17 protein-coding genes and 1 pseudogene are annotated in these 19,550 nt (G+C 64.1%); 9 read left to right on the forward strand and 9 right to left on the reverse strand.

Annotated elements, in window-relative coordinates:
• The 7 genes from V5B39_RS09860 to V5B39_RS09890 all read left to right on the forward strand — a co-directional run.
• Nucleotides 1–1,074 (forward strand): hypothetical protein (locus V5B39_RS09860; protein WP_434735678.1); only part of this gene is annotated, 1,074 nt, incomplete at its 5' end.
• A 358-nt stretch (nt 1,075–1,432) separates the two neighbouring features.
• Nucleotides 1,433–3,382 carry a CHAT domain-containing protein gene (locus tag V5B39_RS09865; RefSeq protein WP_332342721.1) on the forward strand — a complete coding sequence of 650 codons (1,950 nt, stop codon included), beginning with the start codon at nt 1,433–1,435 and terminating at the stop codon, nt 3,380–3,382.
• 74 nt (nt 3,383–3,456) lie between these two features.
• Nucleotides 3,457–5,112, forward strand: a complete 1,656-nt coding sequence (locus tag V5B39_RS09870; protein ID WP_332342722.1) for a hypothetical protein — start codon at nt 3,457–3,459, stop codon at nt 5,110–5,112.
• 301 nt (nt 5,113–5,413) lie between these two features.
• On the forward strand, nt 5,414–5,569 hold the full coding sequence (locus V5B39_RS09875; RefSeq protein ID WP_332342723.1) for a hypothetical protein: 156 nt from the start codon (nt 5,414–5,416) through the stop codon (nt 5,567–5,569).
• Nucleotides 5,570–5,682: 113 nt separating this feature from the next.
• Nucleotides 5,683–6,687 carry a hypothetical protein gene (locus V5B39_RS09880; protein WP_332342724.1) on the forward strand — a complete coding sequence of 335 codons (1,005 nt, stop codon included), beginning with the start codon at nt 5,683–5,685 and terminating at the stop codon, nt 6,685–6,687.
• A gap of 5 nt (nt 6,688–6,692) precedes the next feature.
• A complete protein-coding gene (locus V5B39_RS09885; protein WP_332342725.1) occupies nt 6,693–7,271 on the forward strand; it encodes a hypothetical protein in 579 nt (192 codons plus the stop codon).
• Nucleotides 7,272–8,488: 1,217 nt separating this feature from the next.
• Complete coding sequence (locus tag V5B39_RS09890) at nt 8,489–8,746, forward strand: hypothetical protein (protein ID WP_332342726.1); 258 nt, start codon at nt 8,489–8,491, stop codon at nt 8,744–8,746.
• 82 nt (nt 8,747–8,828) lie between these two features.
• Here V5B39_RS09890 and V5B39_RS09895 read toward each other — a convergent pair whose 3' ends face one another.
• The 5 genes and pseudogenes from V5B39_RS09895 to V5B39_RS09915 all read right to left on the reverse strand — a co-directional run bounded on the left by V5B39_RS09895 (nt 8,829) and on the right by V5B39_RS09915 (nt 13,817).
• Nucleotides 8,829–9,116, reverse strand: a complete 288-nt coding sequence (locus V5B39_RS09895) for a hypothetical protein (protein ID WP_332342727.1) — start codon at nt 9,114–9,116, stop codon at nt 8,829–8,831.
• 270 nt (nt 9,117–9,386) lie between these two features.
• Nucleotides 9,387–10,563 (reverse strand): annotated as a pseudogene (locus V5B39_RS09900) (IS3 family transposase).
• Between the two features lie 144 nt (nt 10,564–10,707).
• Nucleotides 10,708–11,178 (reverse strand): carbohydrate-binding protein, encoded by a 471-nt coding sequence (locus V5B39_RS09905; protein ID WP_332342728.1) that lies wholly within the window; start codon nt 11,176–11,178, stop codon nt 10,708–10,710.
• A 58-nt stretch (nt 11,179–11,236) separates the two neighbouring features.
• Nucleotides 11,237–11,641 (reverse strand): DUF2934 domain-containing protein, encoded by a 405-nt coding sequence (locus tag V5B39_RS09910; RefSeq protein WP_332342729.1) that lies wholly within the window; start codon nt 11,639–11,641, stop codon nt 11,237–11,239.
• A gap of 190 nt (nt 11,642–11,831) precedes the next feature.
• Nucleotides 11,832–13,817, reverse strand: coding sequence for a site-specific recombinase (locus V5B39_RS09915; protein ID WP_332342730.1), 1,986 nt, complete (start codon nt 13,815–13,817; stop codon nt 11,832–11,834).
• Nucleotides 13,818–13,966: 149 nt separating this feature from the next.
• On the opposite strand from V5B39_RS09915, the gene yaaA reads away from it, so the two are divergent.
• Nucleotides 13,967–14,749, forward strand: a complete 783-nt coding sequence (gene yaaA, locus V5B39_RS09920) for a peroxide stress protein YaaA (RefSeq protein WP_332342731.1) — start codon at nt 13,967–13,969, stop codon at nt 14,747–14,749.
• Nucleotides 14,750–14,814: 65 nt separating this feature from the next.
• The gene (locus V5B39_RS09925; protein WP_332342732.1) at nt 14,815–16,209 is read left to right on the forward strand and encodes an NYN domain-containing protein; all 1,395 of its coding nucleotides are present in this window, start codon (nt 14,815–14,817) and stop codon (nt 16,207–16,209) included.
• 101 nt (nt 16,210–16,310) lie between these two features.
• Here the strand turns inward: V5B39_RS09925 and panD are convergent, their stop codons facing one another.
• The 4 genes from panD to folK form a co-directional block, all read right to left on the reverse strand.
• Nucleotides 16,311–16,694, reverse strand: a complete 384-nt coding sequence (panD, locus tag V5B39_RS09930) for an aspartate 1-decarboxylase (protein ID WP_332342733.1) — start codon at nt 16,692–16,694, stop codon at nt 16,311–16,313.
• Between the two features lie 60 nt (nt 16,695–16,754).
• A complete protein-coding gene (gene panC / locus V5B39_RS09935) occupies nt 16,755–17,600 on the reverse strand; it encodes a pantoate--beta-alanine ligase (protein WP_332342734.1) in 846 nt (281 codons plus the stop codon).
• 94 nt (nt 17,601–17,694) lie between these two features.
• Nucleotides 17,695–18,507 carry a 3-methyl-2-oxobutanoate hydroxymethyltransferase gene (gene panB, locus V5B39_RS09940; RefSeq protein WP_332342735.1) on the reverse strand — a complete coding sequence of 271 codons (813 nt, stop codon included), beginning with the start codon at nt 18,505–18,507 and terminating at the stop codon, nt 17,695–17,697.
• Between the two features lie 497 nt (nt 18,508–19,004).
• Nucleotides 19,005–19,496, reverse strand: a complete 492-nt coding sequence (gene folK, locus V5B39_RS09945; protein WP_332342736.1) for a 2-amino-4-hydroxy-6-hydroxymethyldihydropteridine diphosphokinase — start codon at nt 19,494–19,496, stop codon at nt 19,005–19,007.
• Nucleotides 19,497–19,550: the final 54 nt, after the last annotated feature.

Here is a 19,550-nt window from a genome sequence, read left to right on the forward strand (position 1 = left end):
GCCCGTGGCCGTCTGAGCGACGCCGCGGGCGAGCTCGCCGAGTACGCCCGCGTCGTGCAACTCGGCGAACCGGTGTTCGACGCCCTCGATGCCGACGGCCGCGAGGCGGTGCTCCGCGCGCGATGCCACGCGGGTGTCGCCCGTGGCCGTCTGAGCGACGCCGCGGGCGAGCTCGCCGAGTACGCCCGCGTCGTGCAACTCGGCGAACCGGTGTTCGACGCCCTCGATGCCGACGGCCGCGAGGCGGTGCTCCGCGCGCGATGCCGCGCGGGTGTCGCCCGTGGCCGTCTGAGCGACGCCGCGGGCGAGCTCGCCGAGTACGCCCGCGTCGCGCAACTCGGCGAACCGGTGTTCGACGCCCTCGATGCCGCCGGCCGCGCCCTGGTGCTCGGCGCGCGAGTCAACGCGGGCGTCACCCGTGGCCGTCTGAACGACGCCGCCGGCGAGCTCGCCGAGTACGCCCGTGTCGTGCAACTCGGCGAACCGGTGTTCGACGCCCTCGAGGCCGTCGGCCGCGCCGAGGTGCTCCGCGCGCGAGGCAACGCGGGCGTCACCCGTGGCCGTCTGAACGCCGCCGCCGGCGAGCTCGCCGAGTACGCCCGTGTCGCGCAACTCGGCGAACCGGTGTTCGACGCCCTCGAGGCCGACGGCCGCGCCCAGGTGCTCACGGCCCGGATCAACGCCGCCTTAAGGGCGGGATTCCCGAGCCGCCAAGGCCGACAGCACCTGAGCCGCCTGCTCTACCTGCAAGCGTACAGCCCGCTGCTCGTCGCCGAAGCGCCAAACCTGGCGACGTTTCGTAATGCCAGCCGCGCCCCGCTCCCCGCCTTCCGCTTGTCCGAAGCCCTCGCGCTGGCCGACTGGTGGCTGGACACCCTGGGTGGCTGGCCGGCCCGCTTCGCGCATCCCGGCGAGCGCCGCCAGGTGCGGCACCTGGCGGAAGCCCTGGTCGTCCCCGGCGTGCGCGACGCGTTCGCTCGCCAGCAGCGCTGGCAGGCGCTCCTGGCGACACCGCTTGCCGCCAATGACGCCGCCGACTGGGCGCGACGCTGGGCTGCCGCGCTGCTTCCCTGAGTGTGCTCCGTCGTCCCCGAACAGGGCCTGGCGACCCTCGATCACCCGGCCGCCCTGCTGCTGGCGCGGGTGTACGCCAGCGCCGCCGATGCCGGCGGCTGGCCGGAACAGCGCCCGTGGCGTCAGGACACGCAGTCGCTCTGCAGGGCGATCGACGTCGACTCCCTGTTCTTCGCCGACGGGCATTGCCGCGCGCTCTACTGGTGGCTCGCGCAGGCCAGGCATCCCCGGCTTGACGCCGCCCCCTTTGGCGAAGCGGCCAACCAGAACGCCGGCGAACTGATCGACGCACTGCGCGCCTGGCGCGACCGGCGACCCGGCGCCGGCGCAAGCCCTGCTCGACGGCGCCTGGGAGCACTTGCACCGCACGCTGGTCGCTACCGCCGACGGCACGAAGCTGCCGCAAGCCCTGCACGCCTTCGGCCAGGCCGATGCCGAAGCGCAGGCGCGTGCAGCGCTGATCTACGGCGATGCCCGGCCGGTGCTCGAGTCCGCCGCGGCGGCCTGGCTCAGCACCCGTCTGCAGCCGCTGAGCGGTGAGGACGAAGCCAGCCGGGACGCCGGGCTCAACACGCTCATCGCCGAACTGCTGCGCGGCATTCCCGGGCTGCCGCCGCTGCGGCCGGCGCCGGCGCAGGCGCGCATCCGGTCGCTGCTGCATCGCTTTCTGTCCGACGCCGGCCCCCCGCCAGCCGACGAAGACCCCGCCTCACGCTGGCCCACGCTCGAATTGCAGCGCTTTGCGCTGGCCAGCGCGGCGACGCTGCAGCCCGAGTGGTCTCCACCGAGCGAGGCGATCACCGCCGCCGAAACGCTTCTGCTGGCAGCCCTGGGCGCCGAACAAGGCGCGCTCGCCACCCGCCTCGACGCCTATGCCGCCGACGGGAACGACGCCGGCGAGCGGACCGCCTACGCGTTTGGTGTCTTCGACGCGCTGGAGAGCCAGTGCGAGCGGCTCGGGCTCCACCTGGATTTGCCCGCTCCCTCCGCCGTCGCCGCCGCCCTGCAGGCCGACGAAACGCTGGTGCAACTCTGGTTCGACGGCAGCGGTCGTGGCCATGCCCTGATCCTGCGCGCCTCCGGTCTGGCCGCCCAGGTCCTGCCCGAACCGCTCGCCCGGCCGGCCTGGCAGCCCTTGTTGCAGACCTGGGCCGCCTCGCGCGCGGGAACGGGCGCCGCCTGGGATGCCGCGGGCTACCTGCGACAGACACCGGCGGCGCCGGTGATGCATACGGACCCGGCGATGCAGGTCATCGCGCAGGCCTGGGCGGCCTTCGTCGCCGAGGAGTCACCCGCCAGCCGCCTGTTGCGCTGGCTGCTGGCCGACCCGGCGGTGACGGATGGCGGCCGGCTGATCCTGATCCTGCCGGCCGAGCTGGCGTGTCTTCCCTGGCTGGCCCGGGCGGTCGCCGGCCGCCGCGATGAGCCGGACTTCGCCCCCGGACGGCTGGTGCTCGAAGCCAGCGTCAGCGCCTGGTGGCTCGCCCGGCGGGCCACCCCTCCGGACGCCGGTGCGCACGTGGCGCAGGCGGTCTACACGCCGCTGCCGCTGGCGGAACAACCCTTTGGCGAACTCGAGGCCCGGCGTGTGGCATCGCTGCTCGGCGGCCGGGCCGTCCAAGCCGGCGGCGTCATTGAACTTCTGCGCGCGCTGCTCTCGCCGGGGCCGGCGCATTTGAGCGTGCATGGGCGGTTCGACACCGATGATCCGCTGTCGAGCGTCCTCTCACTGAGCGGCGAGGAAGAGGAAGATGCCCTGCCACTGTGGCTGCTGCACGGGTGCGCGGTGCAAGGGGATGTCGCGCTGTCGGCCTGCGAGGGGATGCTGGTTGGTCCGGGAGCCCGCGCGGAGTCGGCCTGGAACGGCGCGCTGGGCATCGGCCCGTTGCTGCGGGCGCAAGGCGCCCGTACGGTGATCGGGCCCTTGGGCAAGCTCGACCCGGTGGTCTCGCTGATCTTCTACCCGCTGTGGTACGAGGCCCGCCGGGAACTGCCGGCCACCCGGGCGCTGGCGCAGGCGCAGCAGCGGCTGCGCACGATGACGATGGCGGAGTATCGGCAGCGCATCGCGCAGACGGTGACCGATCCGAGCCAGCGGGCGGCGATCGAGCAGCATGTGTTGAGCGTCCTGCTGCCGGATGGCGCCGAGAAGCCGTTTTCCCATCCGCTGGCCTGGGTGCAGTTCGCCTTGCTGGGCGACGCGCCGCCGTTGCCGCTGCCGCAAGCTCCGCTGGGAGCGAGGGAACCGCTCCGAGGGTGGTGGCAAGAGCTCGTCCAGCGATTTCGCCGACCATCACGGCGCGGCTAGCCCAGCCGGCGCCGCCGTTCAGCGTGGCGGCGAAGGCGCTTGGATCATTTTTTTGTTCACTTTTGGAGAGGAAGATGAGTTTTTCCGCTGCGGAATGGCAACGCATCCATGCCCATCTCGATCCTTGGCATAGGACCATCGCGTGCTATCGCGCGTTGGCGAAGGAGCGTCCTGATCAGATCTCACAGAGCTTCACGTCTGCGCTCAAAGACGCCGAGCGGGTTTGCTCGGCACTGCAAAAGGGGGAGACGGGAATCGGCTCTCGATTTCCGGGTGAGCCGAACAGGAACGGGGAGAGTGTCATGCCCCGCGCCGCACTAGAGGCAGAACGGGATCGCGAATCGATGTTCAAGATCGCGATCCATTCGTTGCTGGATCGCTACCTATCCGGAAACGGGAAACGGTCGGGAGGAGACGACGCGGACCTCACTTTGCCAGAACTGATCTCACGCCTCAGCCGCGAGCCGCTCGAAGCGCCCTGGGGGATTCGAATGGAAAAGGTCGGCATTCCCGGGGAACCGGATCCGGAAAATGGCGAGAAGACTTACACACAGGTCCACGCCGATAGCCTACAAGGCCAGGCGTTCGTCAAAGAGCACTTGGGCAAGCTTTTCACACGGCTGGATAACGAGTATGGCCAGGCGGGTAGCCAGTTTAGCCAACTCCTGCCGCAAGATGCCCGCTCCGCCAGTCCTGAGCTGTGGAACCGCTTATGGACGCGGGCGGTGGAGGCGGTGGCACTGGAGTATCTGGTCAGCTGGGGAACGGGGTCGTTGCAGAAGACTCGGAAGACGGTTAATACCATGCAAAAGTTTCCCCGGCTCGTGAATCGAAAAGGTATGTCGCGAGGACATGTGGCGCTTCCTTCCGGGGACAAATCGATGCGCCTTGATTTGGTGGCCACTCCTGTGCTGTGCCAGATCTTTCAGCACAGCCCGGACCATTGGCGTACTTCCCGCGCACATGACTGCAGTGCCATCCGCGTTTGGATCCGGAATATCAGGAGTGAATCCAGTAGCCGCATGACGTTCTACCATGGCCGTCATCTGGCACACCTTTATTTGATCGTTCTCACGCAACGTCTCGGGGAGATGTTGACGCCTGACCCCGAGGAGCAAAGCATGGATAAACATCAATCCGTTGAGAAAACGCCCGAAGACTTGCCGGTAGCACTGGCGAATCAGCTGATTCCGGGCCAGATCAAGCCGTGTGCAGCACTCGTTGCTCTGAAGGAAGGTCGGATCGACCGACCGGGGTCCCGTTCCACGAAGTGGTTTGTGAATACCGCCAGCAAGCAAACGCTGGAGGCGATGTTCGGCCCAGGTCTCTGGCCGACGGACGTAAGCTATCTTCCCGCCAGACATGTGTTGTGCTCCTCCGCCGACCCGGATCTCGGGGAGCATGGCATCGGCGTGATTCGCCTGCCTTTGGGGATACTGGGTGAGGAGGTGTATGCGGTCGATACCGCGTTTATCGTGCGGCAAGCGGGCCAGTGGACTGTCTTGCCGGCATGCACTGACGAAGACTCGAGCGCAGACGACGACGAGGAGTCGAACACGGATGACAGGTTGCTGGTCACCCTGTTCCCTGAGTATGCACAGCGCTGGCCCCTCAGCACGTTGCGCCAGGCGATGGTGCGCAGCGAATGGGCTTTTTGCACGCACGGCCATGCGGCGTTTCTGTCAGCCGTCCTTGATCTCGACGGGTTGGCAGCCTCCTCCCCGCTCTGAAGAGGAACGACTGTAGGGCGATCTGCGTTGCGCCGGCCACAGGTTGCCGCCGTCGCCGGAGACGTCGGAGGATGCGGCAGCCAAGGCGGCTGCACCTCCCTTCCACAGGCAAACCGGGCCGGTCGTGCGCTGAGCATCGCAGCGCGCCGACCGGTGCGTTGTTGTTCTCGTCACCGCATTCGACACCACCTGGCACCGTCGTCAGGGATCATCGCCACCCGTTCAGCCGCTGGGTCAATTCCCTGCTGCCCGCCCGATTCCCTTCCTTATCATGGTCGCACCACCCTCACTGGAGCCGGCCATGACAACTCTTTTCAAGTGGTTGTACCGCAGCGTTCTGCTGGCGCTGATCGCGTCCGCCATGCACTTCTGCGGTACAAGTCATCTCTATTTTGATGAAGGAAGCAGCGAGTCGAAACCGTTGAAACCGTCGTCCGGGGAGGGCAGGCAACGATGATTCGCCATTCGATGCTCAGCCTTGCCGCCATTGGACTCCTTCTCGTCGCCTGCGGGTCTTCTGATCGCGAAGGCAGCGCCTTGTCCAGGCCAACCGGGTTGGCGGCGCCTGGGATGATATCCGAACTTGAGCTGATCCTCGGCACCTTGGAGCAGCGCACGATGACCCAAGCCGCGACGGTTTGCCGGGCATCCATGGCCGTGGCACAACGTGGCAGCGCGAAGCCCGGCGAGGAGATCGCAAGCATTTGCCGTCTGGCGCTGGCAGCCGCGACAGGATCAGAACAGACGGCGATGATTGCCGCGCAGTTCGCCTCATTCGATGGCGAACTCCAGTTCGACCTCATGCTCGAGGCGGCAGCCGCGGGAGACGCTTCGGCTTATCTGGCTTTGGCGAACCAACTCGAGGTTCAGGCTGGTACTTCCGACGCGCCTTACGATGCTCTGGATGCGAATCTCTTGGCGGCTGCCCACGAAGCCGCCGCGCGCGCCGTTGCTGGATCGATCAGCGGTGCGGACACGGTGCTCAGGCGGCTCGAGGACCGCGAGTTTCCCTTCCACGGCGTCGAACAGGAGGATCTGTGGCGAGCCTTGTATTTCCGAAGATTCCATGAGATCGATGACACGCTTCTCAACCGCCAACGCATTGCCGGCATGGCAACGGCCATCGACCAGCTCTGCTCGAAGTGGGAAACCAGCATTCGCTCGGTGGCCTTCGACACTGGCCTGGAAACCTACCTCGCGCCGGTGCGCGCACAGGTTCCCGGTCGGATGGTCAAGGCTTTGCCAAGGATCAGCGAGACGGTGTCGGACGCATTTGGCGGTGCGGTGCACGGAGCCGGTGATCGCAGCTTCGCGGGCTGGCTGGAGCATGGCATGAAGGCGTACCAACAGGTCAAACGAGATGTCCAGAACAGTGTCGCGGTTGGATCGTCAGTCGGTCGGGATGCAGCGCAGATCCTCTTCTCGCGGGCCGAGAGCTGTCGTTCACGGCGCGGACTCCACCTCATCGACTCGCTCGGTCGTCTCTTCGACTACAGCAAGGACAAGCAACCGATGATCGAGCAGGCGTCTTCTCTTGCCGCCAGCGATCCGGCCGAAGCCGCCAAACCAGGATGAACCAAATGAACAAGGGGCACCCCCACATCTTGGCCTGTCTCGCCGCACTGCTGTTCACGGGCACAGCGGAAAGCGAATCGGTGCTTCACTCGAAGGCCAATCCGTTACATGCCGTGCTGGAGCAGGTGCGTACGGGCGACCTGGACGCCGCACGTGACGCGTTGCGCGCCGCGTCGAGCCAGAAAGACAGTCCGCAAGCCCTCGTGAAGCGAGTCGATCGGCTGCTCGAACAGCAAGCTGAGGGCGCAGTCCGCCTGGTATCACTGGCCAACGCAGACCTCGATCAAGCCCATGTGAGCTGGGCGATCCGGCGGATCAATGAAGCTGTGAGGCTGGATCGAGGCGTTGCCCAAAGTCCAGTCTTCGAGCGCGTCGAAGCCGCGAGACTGGCAGTTGACCAGGCTTTGCTCAATGTCGATGCGTGCGCACGGAACAGGGATTCGAGATGTCTGGAGCAAGCGTTGCTTTCCGTTCGGCGCATCGACGCAGTGAACGCCGATAGTCTCTTGATCGAGTTGTCCTCAGCTTCCTGGTACAGGCCACGGTTGCCCGGTTCCCGTTCTTCGGTTGCTGACAGGAAGTGATCCAGAGGCGCCCCGCCGTGATCTCTCACTCCGTTACCGTCCCGGCAGGGCACGCAGCACAGCTCGCGTGGCCTGCTGGGCCATGTTGTGCGACACGCCGCCGGCCTGCTTGCCTCGCGGGACCAGTTGCTGGTCGCACTTGAAACTCGTTTCGCCGAGTTCGACGGTTACGGCTGGGGGCGTGGCGACCCGTCCCGTTTCTCAAGGCCAGCAGATCGTTCCATGGCTCGATCGATGACAGGTTTGGCAACGGCAAGCGGATTGTCGCAGCCATCGATGGTCATGGCTACGGTCAGAAGGCGAGAGCGCGCACCTCTACTGGTGGCACGGGAGCAGCGGTTACTGTGAAAGTCGCGTACGCGACTCACGAACCTCCCCTCCCCCCTCGCGGGGGCGAAGGCGGGGTTTCGCGGAGCACTGCTCCGCGCCGCCGCAGCCGGCCCGCGATGCCGCGCGGGCCGTGGAAGGGGTTGGGGGAGAGGGAAACGGTCATGACTTTCATGATTGGGGGTGCCTGGAAAAGTCATGACCGTTTGATCGGAAGAACGGGCCTTGTCGAGGACGGCCGGGGCGGGTCTGACCGTGCGTTTCGTCAGCGAAGGGGCACGCAGCAGCGGCGCTGGATACGGCCGCGAGTCCAATCAATTCCCTGCTGCAGCTTGCGCATCCGCGTCCACCATGGTGGCTGCAACCAACCAGGAGCCAGCCATGATATTTCTCATTAAGTGGATATACCGCACGTTTCTTCTCGCGTTGTTCGTATCAATCGTGCATTCCTGCGAGGCCAGTCATCTCTACTTTGATGAATCCGGCAACAGCTCGGGCCCTTACCCGAGGCCAGCCAAGCAGCCGTCGAGGCAACCATGAACGCTCGCCTGTTCCGGGTATCCGGGGTCTCGCAATGCTTCTGGCGGGATCCAGCGAAGCCGTCTCCCAGACCTCTCTGGACACTGGCGCGGAACGCAGTGTGCTGCGCAGTCTCGGTGCTGGCGTGCGTGCTCGCACTGCTCTGCGTCACAACAAACGCCGAGGCGGCACGAGTTCGACCAACCGTCTCCGTGACCAAAGCACCACCTTCAGTCGGAGCAGCATCGCCGGCCCGTCCCTCGTACCATTCGCCCGCCAAGGCGTCCAGCCAACCCCGCTTGCCCGTGGTGACAGGTGGCCAAGGCAGCGGATCTCCGCAACTCAATTCGCGGCAAGCGAGACGAGAGTCGATGCGCCTCGCGGGAATTCCGACCAGCCAGCAGCCAACGTCCCAAGTCAGCACCTCATCCGGCCGGCAACTGGCTTACGGTATTCCCAAACCAGGGTCGGGAACCCAGAAGATGGTGGTCACCAACCAACGAACCGACCGTGTCGCCGGCCATCAACCCCACTGGGAAGCGGGACCCGTCAAGATCCCGGAGCGCAGTGATGCTCTCGGCCGCCTGCGTGTCACCAACCAGAAAGCAAAGGTCAACTATGGACAATAAAGGCATCGGGTCGCGAATCGCCTGGACGATTCGTTCGCAGCAATCACAGGCAGAACTTGTGTGCAGACTTGCGCCCTATCCGCTAGAACTGCTCACTTTCGAGATTGGCTGCGCTTGCGCACAGGCGGCGCTTGAGCGATATCGCGAGGCCCAGGCATCCCGGCGCATCCAGGTTGAAACCTGTGACTGTACCGCCGCCTTGCAGAAAGCCCTGGAGCGTGTACTCAGCGGATTCGAAGAACCAAGCACTTTCTTCTTCATCCTTCAGGATTCTGAACGCCAGGGGGTCTACCGCACATCGCTCGCCGGCGTGCGGGCATGTGCGCTTCGCATCCTCGAGTATGACGGCAACACGGTGCTCTTCCAGCATGAAGGCTCGGCGAGTTGCGTGCTTCTCGACAGGGAGCAAGTGACACAAGAGCAGGTTCGATACGAAATCGAGTGGTGGTAACCGAGGCCATCGGAATTCCCTGCTGCAGCTTGAACCGACTGGCTGAGAATGAAACCACCCCGCCGCACCAAGGAGTTGGAGATGAGTACCGCAGACCTCGCCAGTCAAAGCCCGGATCCCATTGGGACTTTCACTCGCCTGTTGCTAAGATGAGGTTCCCTCGGTTTTTCGTCTGCCAAAGGGTGGGCTTCATGCGACCAGATTTTCCGGATGCGGCTGGCTGACCCAGCATTCCAGGAACGGGATCGGCGACAGGTCACCGAGGGTTGAATGCTGCCGCTTCCGGTTGTAGAACACCTCGATGTACTCGAAACTGGCGGCCTTCATGTCGGCAGGGGTGGCGTACTGGACGCCATGCACCCGCTCGTTCTTGAAGCGGTTGAACCCGCTCTGTGTCGGTGCGTTATCCCAGCCGTTCCCTTTTCGACTCATCGAGCAAGTCATGCCATACCCCTTGAGTGGGTCCTGAAACGCAGGGCGGGCGTACTGACTCCCCCGGTCGGAGGGGTGCCTCAGCCCGGCTGCCGGCCGCTTCCTGAACCAGGCCAGGGTCAGCGCATCCGTCACGAGATCTGTCGTCAGGCGCGGCTTCAGCGACCCGCCGACGACTTCGCGGTGGAACCGATCGAGCACGATGGCCAAGGAGAGCCCGCCTTCCTCGGTCCACAGGGACGGGATGTCCGACGTCCACGCTGGATTCGGCGCACTCGGCGTGAAGTTCCGATCCAGCAGGTTCTCCGCCACCGGTCGGCCGTGTTTCGAGTCCGTCGTCACCTTGTCGCGCCGCTGGTGGCGGGCACGGAGGCCATGCGCTCGCATCCGTCGCTCCCCCCGTTCCTGGCTGGCCGGGAAGCCGCGAGCCCGCAATTCCCGCACCCTGCGCGGACTGCCGTAGGCGCCTTTGAGTTCGGCAGGGAGGGCACGGATCAACGCCAGCCTCTGGCGGTCGGTCAGCCGCCGGCAGTCCTCGGTGCCGCCCCGCTTCCAGGCCCGGTAGCCGCTCAGGCTAACCTCCAGGGCCCGCACCTCTCGGACAGCGCGAATGCCTTGCCTTGCGCATCGATCCAGGCGGATTTCACCGCGCATCCTTCGCGAAGGACGCCGCCGCTTTTGTTAGTCTTTCGTTCTCCCGCTTGAGCCGGATGTGCTCGGCCCGTAGCCGGGAGAGTTCCCTTTCTGCCGGCGTCACCACTCCGCGTCCCGCTCCATTGAGCTGGCCTTCTGCTGACGCTTTTATCCCGTGACGCAAGGTCGGGTCGCCCAGCCCAAGTTCCTTGACCACGGCACGGATGCGCTGACCCTCCTTGACCCGCTGGACCGCCCGTTCCTTGCATTCGGTCGTATCGGCCGGCTTCGTCATCTTCATGTCTGGCCTTCCAAAAGTGACTCAATTTTAGGTCACCCTGGGCAGACGAAATTTCGGGGGAAGCTCAACAGGAGATTTGGCGATGCGCAACTCCAGACGGTGGTGCAAGCGTGCCGCCGGCTGGGCAAGAACTTCAGGGGGGCTTCAGGCGATTCGCAGTTCTGCCAGCGAAGCGAACGCATGACTGTTGCCGATATCCGGCGTAATGATCAGCTCAAGCACCGTCACGCCGGAGAGATCGACCCGGTGTTCCTCGGTCTGCGTCACTGAACCTTCCGGGCTGAAGTTCCACTGTTGGCGAACGATTTCGCGGAACGATTGCCCGGCCTCTCCAGACCAGCGCAGCAGATACTCCTGTGTACGCTGTACGGCGGTCTCGACAAAGCGGACGCGGATACGACGGAGCTGCTGCGGTGGTGCGAAAAGCAGGCGGATGGTCTGCTGGCCGGGAACGGCAGCACGCCAGCCGCTGCCTGTCCCGGCCAGGAGTGCCGATTCGATCGGATGCCGGGCGTCCTCCGAACTGATTTCGACCTCTGCCAGATCTTCGAGCTTCAGCCAGTCCGCTGGGGCGGTCCGCAGCCGGTCTTCTTCTTCAATCAGGCGCTTGCGCATGGGGTGGGGCCCGTCTTCAAAAGGTCTTGGTGGGAACGGTGGAGGGGCTACGGCACGTTCAGGCTTCGCCAAGTTGTGCGGCAATTTCACCTTCGGCCTGCGCCCAGTAGTCGGTGTCGCGGCCGCGGAAACCGTCCTTCTCGGCAATGAAGTACGCTGCCGACTGAACCATGCGATAGCGGTCCTCGGGGCTGGGCCTGAGCGGTATGGCGGCGGGTGTCGCGCACTCGGTGGGAGCGGACTGCAGAACCTCGATGTCGGTCGCCACGGGGGTGACGGCCGGTTTCGGCGAGGACTTCTTCTCGGAGGCAGGCGCTGCGGTGGCAGCAGCAGCGGTTGCCGGTTTCTTGACCGTCGCCGCTTTGGTCGCCGGTGTTTTCACGGCGGGACTGGTTGTTGTCGTCGCGCTGGTCGTCTTTGGGGCAGCGGGTGCTCTCTTGGTCGTGCTCTTTGCTTCAGTCATGATTATTCCTTGCTGTTAAGGCGGTGGAGTGGGGTGAATGGGGGGGCTGCAGGCGTGGATCAAGCGTTCATGGGTACTCCCGCAGGATAGGAAAATACCGCTTGGTGGTCAAGGCGAATCGAGAAATCCGGGGCTCCCGACCTGGCGATGATCCGCTTGCAATGGCCGGCCTCCTTGGCAGACGCCGCCGTCAGACCGTCTTCTTCGGCGGCATGAAGAAATCCCGGGGTTGCCGGCGCAGATGTGCGATGACCGATCGCGCCAGATTCTTCCACTGTGGATCAGCGACCTGCCGCGAGCGCAGGGCGACATTGAGCGCCAGCACGAAGCTGATCGTGAGATTCATGAACCCGATCGCGGCAACGCCGAGCACCGCCCAGGCAAGCAACCACAGATCGGGGACCAGATCGAGGCCGACAAAAGCGATACCAATGAATGCCGATGAGAAGGCGACATGGCGGATGTCGATCGGCAGCCCGACCAGCAGGCCGAAGAAGGTCGTTCCTCCGAGCAGAAAACCGAACAGCAGATTGCCGGCGAGCGCACCGAGGTTATCGCCGATGTAGGCCGCGATACGGTGCATGCGCGCTTCGCCGAACAGGCGCTGTGGCCAGCCGAGTTGCAGGATACGTTCGGGGATGCGGTTGTAGGCCGCGTAGTTGTCGTAATAGCCGCTGATCAGTCCGGAGATGAACAGACAGACGCCGGCGATGGCGGCGTAGAACACGGCCGCGCTGTGCACCAGGCTTTGCTCTTCGAGCAGATGCAGCGATTTCTCGGGACTGGTGAAGTGCTCGCCGCTGCTGCTGAAGATGACGAAGGCAAGCAAGCCGGCAAGCGGAATGGCAACGCCGACGTTGCCCAGAATGGCGATGATCTGGCTGCGGCAGGTGCGCGCGATGAGGTCGGTCAGGGCCTCGATGTCGCGCAATTTGTCGCCGCTGTGACTGAGGCTCGCGGCAATCGCATTGGCGGTCATTGCCGGTTGTTTGGTGGCGACCGTGCCATGCAGGATGTGGATCAGGCAGAAACCAAGCCCATAGTTGAGGCAGAAGGCGAGCGCACCGGTCAGGGGGGGCAGGGCCGCCTTGGCGAGCAGGATTTTCAGGCAGGCCATGCCGGCGATGACCACCCCGCCGATCATCGCCGAACGTGCCATCGACCAGTACTCCGCGCGCGTTTCGGTAATGTAATGTTCGCCATGATGACTGGCGTTGTCGGTCACCCGCAAGGCAATCAGTTCGGTATTCTGCCGCCAGTGTCTGCCGAGATTGTTGCGCTGGCATTCGTCGCTGACCAGGCGGGTGAACAGGCTGACGATCGGCGGATAGGCCGACGCCTGCTCCCCTCTGCTGCGCAGGCCGGCGAGAATGTCGAGCAGATGCTCACTGCGCCGCAACAGTTGCCGCAGGCGCTGCAGTTGATAGGTCAGGCGGATGCTGGTTCCATTGCGGGCCGCATTCCTGCGCACCCGTTCAATCACCTCCTGGCATTGGCTGAACAGGACACGCAGCTGCCGATCGTCGCAGTTTTCGCAGTGGGGCTGGTTCCGGTTCTCCGGGTAGGCCTCAATATAGTCGGCCATCTCCAGGTTCTGTGCGACGAAGGGCGATTCGTGAGTGACCAGTGACGGTTCCAGCCGCAACAGTTCCGGTTCCATGCCACAGGCGGCAATCCCGTATGACAGCACGCGCAGCGAGCGGAGCAGTTCGAGCAGCGAGTGTGGAAAGGTCTCGCTGGCCGGTTCCTCGTCGAAACGAATGGCTTCGATCAGTCGCAACCAGGCATCGTCGCCGACGCCGACCACCCAATGCCGGTCACTCGGCCGGTCGAAGGCTCGGCGCAGGACGCTGCGCAGCAAACCGGGGTCGAGCACCTCGGGCAGAAGCTTGTGGCCGATGCGGCGGAAACCTTCAGGGGCGAATCCGGTATTCGGCAGAATGCCGGTGGTGGTGTACAACTCGATGTGCCGATGCGTTCTCAGCAGCGTGTTGAAGGTAGCGCGCAAAGCCGATCGTAACTCGGGGTGGATGCCGAGAAGGTAGCAGAGGGCCTGCAGATTTCGCCTGGCGGTCTCGAAGTCGTGTGCCTTCGCGGGTCGGATTTCGTCGACCAGGAGGGCGAGCAAGGAAAGATCAGCATCCGGGAGGAGGAGGCGGTTGAGGAGTTGTTCCATGGCGTAGGCGTTTTCACAGAGCGGGATCGAAGCGGGATAGAAGCGGGTATTGCAGAAGTCGAGCGGGAAGCCGCGCCGTTCGATCGCCGTCGATTACAATGGCTCCATCTTAGCACGTGCCGGGAATCCCCCCTGCCTGGAACCAGCAGATGATCATCGTCCTTTCCCCCGCCAAGAGTCTCGATTTCCAGACGCCGTCGACGCTCGCCGAGCATAGCCAGCCACGCTTTCTCGACGACTCGCAAGAGTTGATCGACGAGTTGCGTGCGCTGTCGCCGGTGCAGCTCGCCAGCCTGATGAAGATCAGTGATCCACTGGCGGTGCTCAACGTCACCCGCTACGCCGAGTGGGCGCGGCCGTTCACGCCCGGCAATGCCAAACAGGCGATCCTGGCTTTCAATGGCGATGTCTACGACGGGCTCGACGCGCGGTCGCTGGTACCCGATGAGCTGCAGTTTGCGCAGCGTTACCTGCGCATCCTCTCCGGTCTCTACGGACTGCTGCGCCCGCTCGACCTGATGCAGCCGTATCGGCTGGAAATGGGCACCCGCCTGGCCAATCGACGCGGCAAGGACCTCTACGCCTTCTGGGGCGAGCGCATCACCGACGCGATCAATGCCGCGGTGCACGATGCGCACGCAAAAGTCCTGGTCAATCTTGCCTCGGAGGAGTACTTCAAGGCCGTCCGGCCGCAGCAGCTCTCGGTGCCGGTGATTCGACCGGTCTTCGAAGACTGGAGCAGCGGCAGGTTCCGGGTCGTCAGCTTCTACGCCAAGCGGGCACGCGGGTTGATGGCACGCTATGCAATCGTCAATCGCCTGACGACAGCGGCCAGCCTGAAGGAGTTTACTGGCGACGGCTATGTCTATATGCATGCAGAAGAATCCGCGAGCGATAGCGTCTGGGTGTTTCGGCGCCGCCTGGCGGCCTGACTTCGGCAAGCGTTTCAAGTCGCCCCGCTTGCGCGTGGCGGATCAACCTGGGGAGAGAATGAATCATGGCCGTTGCGCCCGAAACCGCCATCATGGCGCTGTATTGTGACTTCGAGAACGTGGCCCTTGGCGTTCGCGATGCCAAGTACGACAAGTTCGACATCAAGCCGGTCCTGGAGCGTTTGTTGCTCAAGGGCAGTATCGTCGTCAAGAAGGCTTATTGTGACTGGGAACGCTACAAGGGTTTCAAGTCCACCATGCACGAGGCCAGCTTCGAGCTGATCGAGATCCCGCATCTGCGCCAGTCGGGCAAGAATTCAGCCGACATCCGGCTGGTCGTCGATGCCCTGGATCTGTGCTACACCAAGTCGCATGTCGATACCTTCGTGATCATCAGCGGTGATTCGGACTTTTCGCCACTGGTTTCGAAGTTGCGGGAAAATGCCAAATACGTGATCGGTGTCGGTGTCAAGCAATCGACTTCGGATCTGCTGATCGGCAACTGCGACGAGTTCATCTTCTATGATGACCTCGTGCGCGAGATGCAGCGCTCCGCGCGACGGGATTCGAGGGAGGCGCAGCCGGTGGTCAGGCGTTCGCCGGAGGAGGATGCGCAACGCAGGCAGGAACTCGAGGGGCGCCGCAGCAAGGCCATCGAACTGGCCGTTGCCACCTTTGATGCACTGCTTGCCGAGCGTGGCGACAGCAGCAAGATCTGGGCGTCGATGCTCAAGGAAGCGATCAAACGGCGCAAGCCCGATTTCAGCGAGTCGTATTGTGGCTTCCGGGCGTTCGGCAACCTGCTTGAGGAGGCTCAGGCACGCGGTCTGCTCGAGATCGGTCGCGATGAAAAATCGGGGACTTACGTCTTTCGCAGCAACGGGATGGTGGCTCGACCTGAAGCCATCACCGAGGTCGTTGCCGAGCCACTGCCGGCCGTGCCGCCGCCTCTTGCACCGATTCAACCCGAGGTGGCCATGAACGAAGAAACAAACGAGCCGGCGGCTGCGCGTCGTAAGGGCGAAAGCCGGCGCAAGGCGACCGAGAAAGGGAGCAAACGGGTCCGGGAGCCACGGGCGACCAAGCCGGAAGAGGCGCCGACCGACGCCGTCGAGAAAGTGTCGACAGAATGTGTTGCGTTCCCCGAAGTGACGCCAGCGGAGCCGGTCGAGATCATTCAGGAGGTCGCGCCAGCGGAACAGGTCGAGGCCGTTCAGGAAGTTCTGCCAGCGGAGCCGGGCGAGGTCATTCAGGAAGTCGCGGCAGCGCCGACCGGCGCAACGGCGCCAGTATTTGCCGAAGCCGTCCAGGCAAGCATTCCCGTGGCTGGGGGAGTGCTTGTCGATGCGGCGACAGCCGCCGTGCCGGTCGCTGATGACGCCGAAGGCCCTGCAGTCAAGAAGCCGGCCACGCGCAGTCGTCGCCCGCGCAAACCGAAAGTGCCGCCGGAAACAGTCTGATCTGCCGGTCGCGGCCGCACCGTTATTGGCCGAGCCGTGTCAGCGACGCACCACAAAAAAGCCGCGACAGGTGTCGCGGCTTTTCGGTGCGGGCCTGATACTCAGGCGGCAGCCTGTGTCGGGATTTCACCGGCGATACGCACGATCCGGTTTTGCGTATCGACGTAGATCAGTTGAGGAGCATGTTTCGCGAGTTCGATTTCGGTATATGTCGCGAAGCTGGCGATGATCAGGATGTCACCCGGCGCGGCGCGGCGCGCGGCTGAACCATTGACCGAGATGACGCCGGAGCCGCGCTCGGCGCGTAGCGCATAGGTCGTGAAGCGCTCGCCGTTGTTTACGTTCCAGATGTCGATCTGTTCGTACTCACGGATGTTCGAGGCATCGAGAAGGTCTTCGTCGATCGCGCATGACCCTTCGTAGTGAAGCTCGGCGTGGGTCGCGCTGACGCGGTGCAGCTTCGACTTCAGCATGGTTCTCTGCATGGATTTTCACCGGTTGAGAGTTGTTCGGGGAAGCGAATTGTAGCGGCTCATGGCTACCTGTCAATGGCCACCCGCCAGCCCGATTTCGACGTTGTCGATCAGTCGCGCAGTACCCAGACGGCTGGCTGCAAGCACCACCAGTGCCCGCTCATCGGAGTTTTGCGGGAGCTGCAGGTCAGCCTGTCGGCGCACGGCCACATAGTCCGTTTTCCAGCCATTCTGGTCGAGCTCGCTGACTGCTTCGCGTTCGAGTTTGGCGAAGTCGCGTTCGCCGGCATGCACCGCCGCAACGAGACGCTTCAGGAGGCGATGCAGGCGCGGTGCTTCGGCACGTTCACTGTCCGACAGGTAGGCGTTACGCGAAGACAGTGCCAGGCCGTCTGCGGCCCGCACGGTCTCGCCACCGACGATCGCGATCGGCAAGGCGAGCTGCTGCGTCATGTGGCGCAGAACCATCAGTTGCTGATAATCCTTCTTGCCGAACAGTGCCACTTGCGGCTGGACAATGTTGAACAGTTTGAGGACCACCGTGGCGACACCACGGAAATGGCCAGGACGGAATTCTCCGTCGAGTTGATGCTGGATCGCGGGCGGCTCGACATGGTACTGCTGTGGCTCGGGGTAGAGCACCGCCTCGCTCGGTGCGAACAGCATCTCGACACCGGCTGCAGCGAGCTTCTCGCAGTCAGCCTGCAAGGTGCGCGGATAGCGGTCGAAGTCATCGTTTGGCCCGAACTGCAGGCGATTGACGAAAATGCTGGCGACCACACAATCGCCGTGGCTGTGCGCCTCGTTCATCAGCGCAATGTGCCCGGCGTGCAGGTTGCCCATGGTCGGGACAAAGGCAATACGGCCACGCGCTTGCAGCGCTGCGCGCAGTTCGGGGATCGACGTGTGAATCTGCATGGTGTTTGCTGAACCTCTTTAGAACTGGAATGACAGGCTGCCTGGCGCCCGGCTGTGCGGGTATTCGTAGCGGGGTCGACAATCTTGTCGCGGCTCAGTAGCAGTGTTCAGGACCTGGAAACGAGCCCTCTTTGACGGCGGCAACGTAGGCTGTGATCGCCGCCGCGATCGATGGCTGACCGGCCATGAAGTTCCTGACGAAGCGAGCCTTTCTGCCTGCCGAGATGTCGAGCATGTCGTGCAGGACGAGTACCTGGCCGGAGCATTCCCGGCTGGCGCCGATACCGATCGTCGGAATCGTGAGCTGGCCGGTGGCTGCCGCCGCCAGGGATTGCGGGATGGCTTCGAGGACAATCAGGCTGGCGCCGGCTTCCTGCTGCGCGAGCGCGTCGGCAAGCAGCCGGGCAGCACCGGAATCATCGCGGCCCTGAACCCGATAGCCGCCGAGCTGGTGCACCGATTGCGGCGTCAGGCCAACGTGCGCACAGACCGGGATACCGCGCGTACAGAGGAAGCGGGTCGTCTCGGCCATGTCCATGCCGCCTTCTATTTTCACCATCTGCGCACCGGCAGCCATCAGCGCCACGGCATTGCGCAGCGCCTGTCGCGGGCTTTCCTGAAAGCTGCCGAACGGCATGTCGGCGATCACCAATGGCCGTCGGCTGCCCCGTGCGACGCTGGCAGTGTGGTAGGCAATGTCGGCCAGTGTTACCGGCAGCGTCGAGTCGTGACCCTGCAGGACCATGCCAAGCGAGTCGCCGATGAGCAGTGCGTCGACACCGCAGCGATCGCACAACTGTGCAAAACTCGCGTCGTAACAGGTCAGGACGGCGATCTTTTCGCCATTGACGCGCATTTTGGCGAGGTCGATGTGCGTCAGACGGCGGGTCACAACGTGGGTGGACATGGGCTTACTCTCCCCGGTTGAATGGACGATGGACAAAGCGCGCCTAGGATACACAGAGCGGCCAGCCGATGGGCAAGTTTCAACGCTACGCTGATACAAAAAAACGACGAACCAATCGGCGCCTGGCGCGTTAAAGGAGCATGGTTTATCGGAGACCCCTCATGAAAACGATTGTCCTCGCACTTCTTGTTGCTGTCGCCACGGCGGGCTGCGTCGTTGCCCCCGCTCAACCAGGGTATTACGGGCCGCCGCGCGCGTATGTCAACCCCCCTGTGGTGGTGGTCGAACCAGCACGCGTGTATGGCTACCCACCGCCCGTGGTGGTACCAGGAAGGCCAGATTATGGCCATCGTCATCGTTATTGGTATCCGCGTTATCGTGGCTACTGACGGTCAGGGCTTTTCCAGATATCCCGGGTCATGAAAGTCATCACCGTTTCCCTCTCTGGCGGGGCGCATTCCGGCTGGCACGCCGGAATGTCTTCGTGCAGTCGGCGATCATTCGAGCCTCTCGATGGTCTGTCTGCTGACTGCCGGCAGCCAGGCGGCGGCGGTCCCTCGGCCGGGAATGCGGCAGAGTGGCGCAATCTCCAGCAGGGGGGCAAGCACGAAAGCGCGCAGGTGCATGCGTGGGTGCGGCACGCTGAGTTGTGGGCTATCGACCACCCGCTGATCGTAGAGCAGCAGGTCGAGGTCGAGGGTGCGCGGGGCATGGTGGAACTCGCGACGGCGACCGAAGCGACGCTCGACGACGAACAGCACTTCGAGCAACTGCTGCGGGTCAAGCACGGTCTCAATGGCCGCTACGGCGTTGATGAAATCGGGCTGGCCACGGATCCCCACCGGCGCCGTGCGATAAAGCGAAGAGATCTGCAGCAGTCGCGATTCGGGCAGATCGGCCAGCGCCGCTGCGGCGGCGCGCAACTGGGCCCGCGGATCGGCGAGATTGGCGCCGAGCGCGACGAAAGCCAGGTGTGAGACGCCAGACACCTTGGGTGGCCACCTGCCGCCATCCGGCGATCCCGCATCAGAGCACGGGCTATC

The organism is Accumulibacter sp. (assembly GCF_036625275.1).
GTDB lineage: Bacteria > Pseudomonadota > Gammaproteobacteria > Burkholderiales > Rhodocyclaceae > Accumulibacter.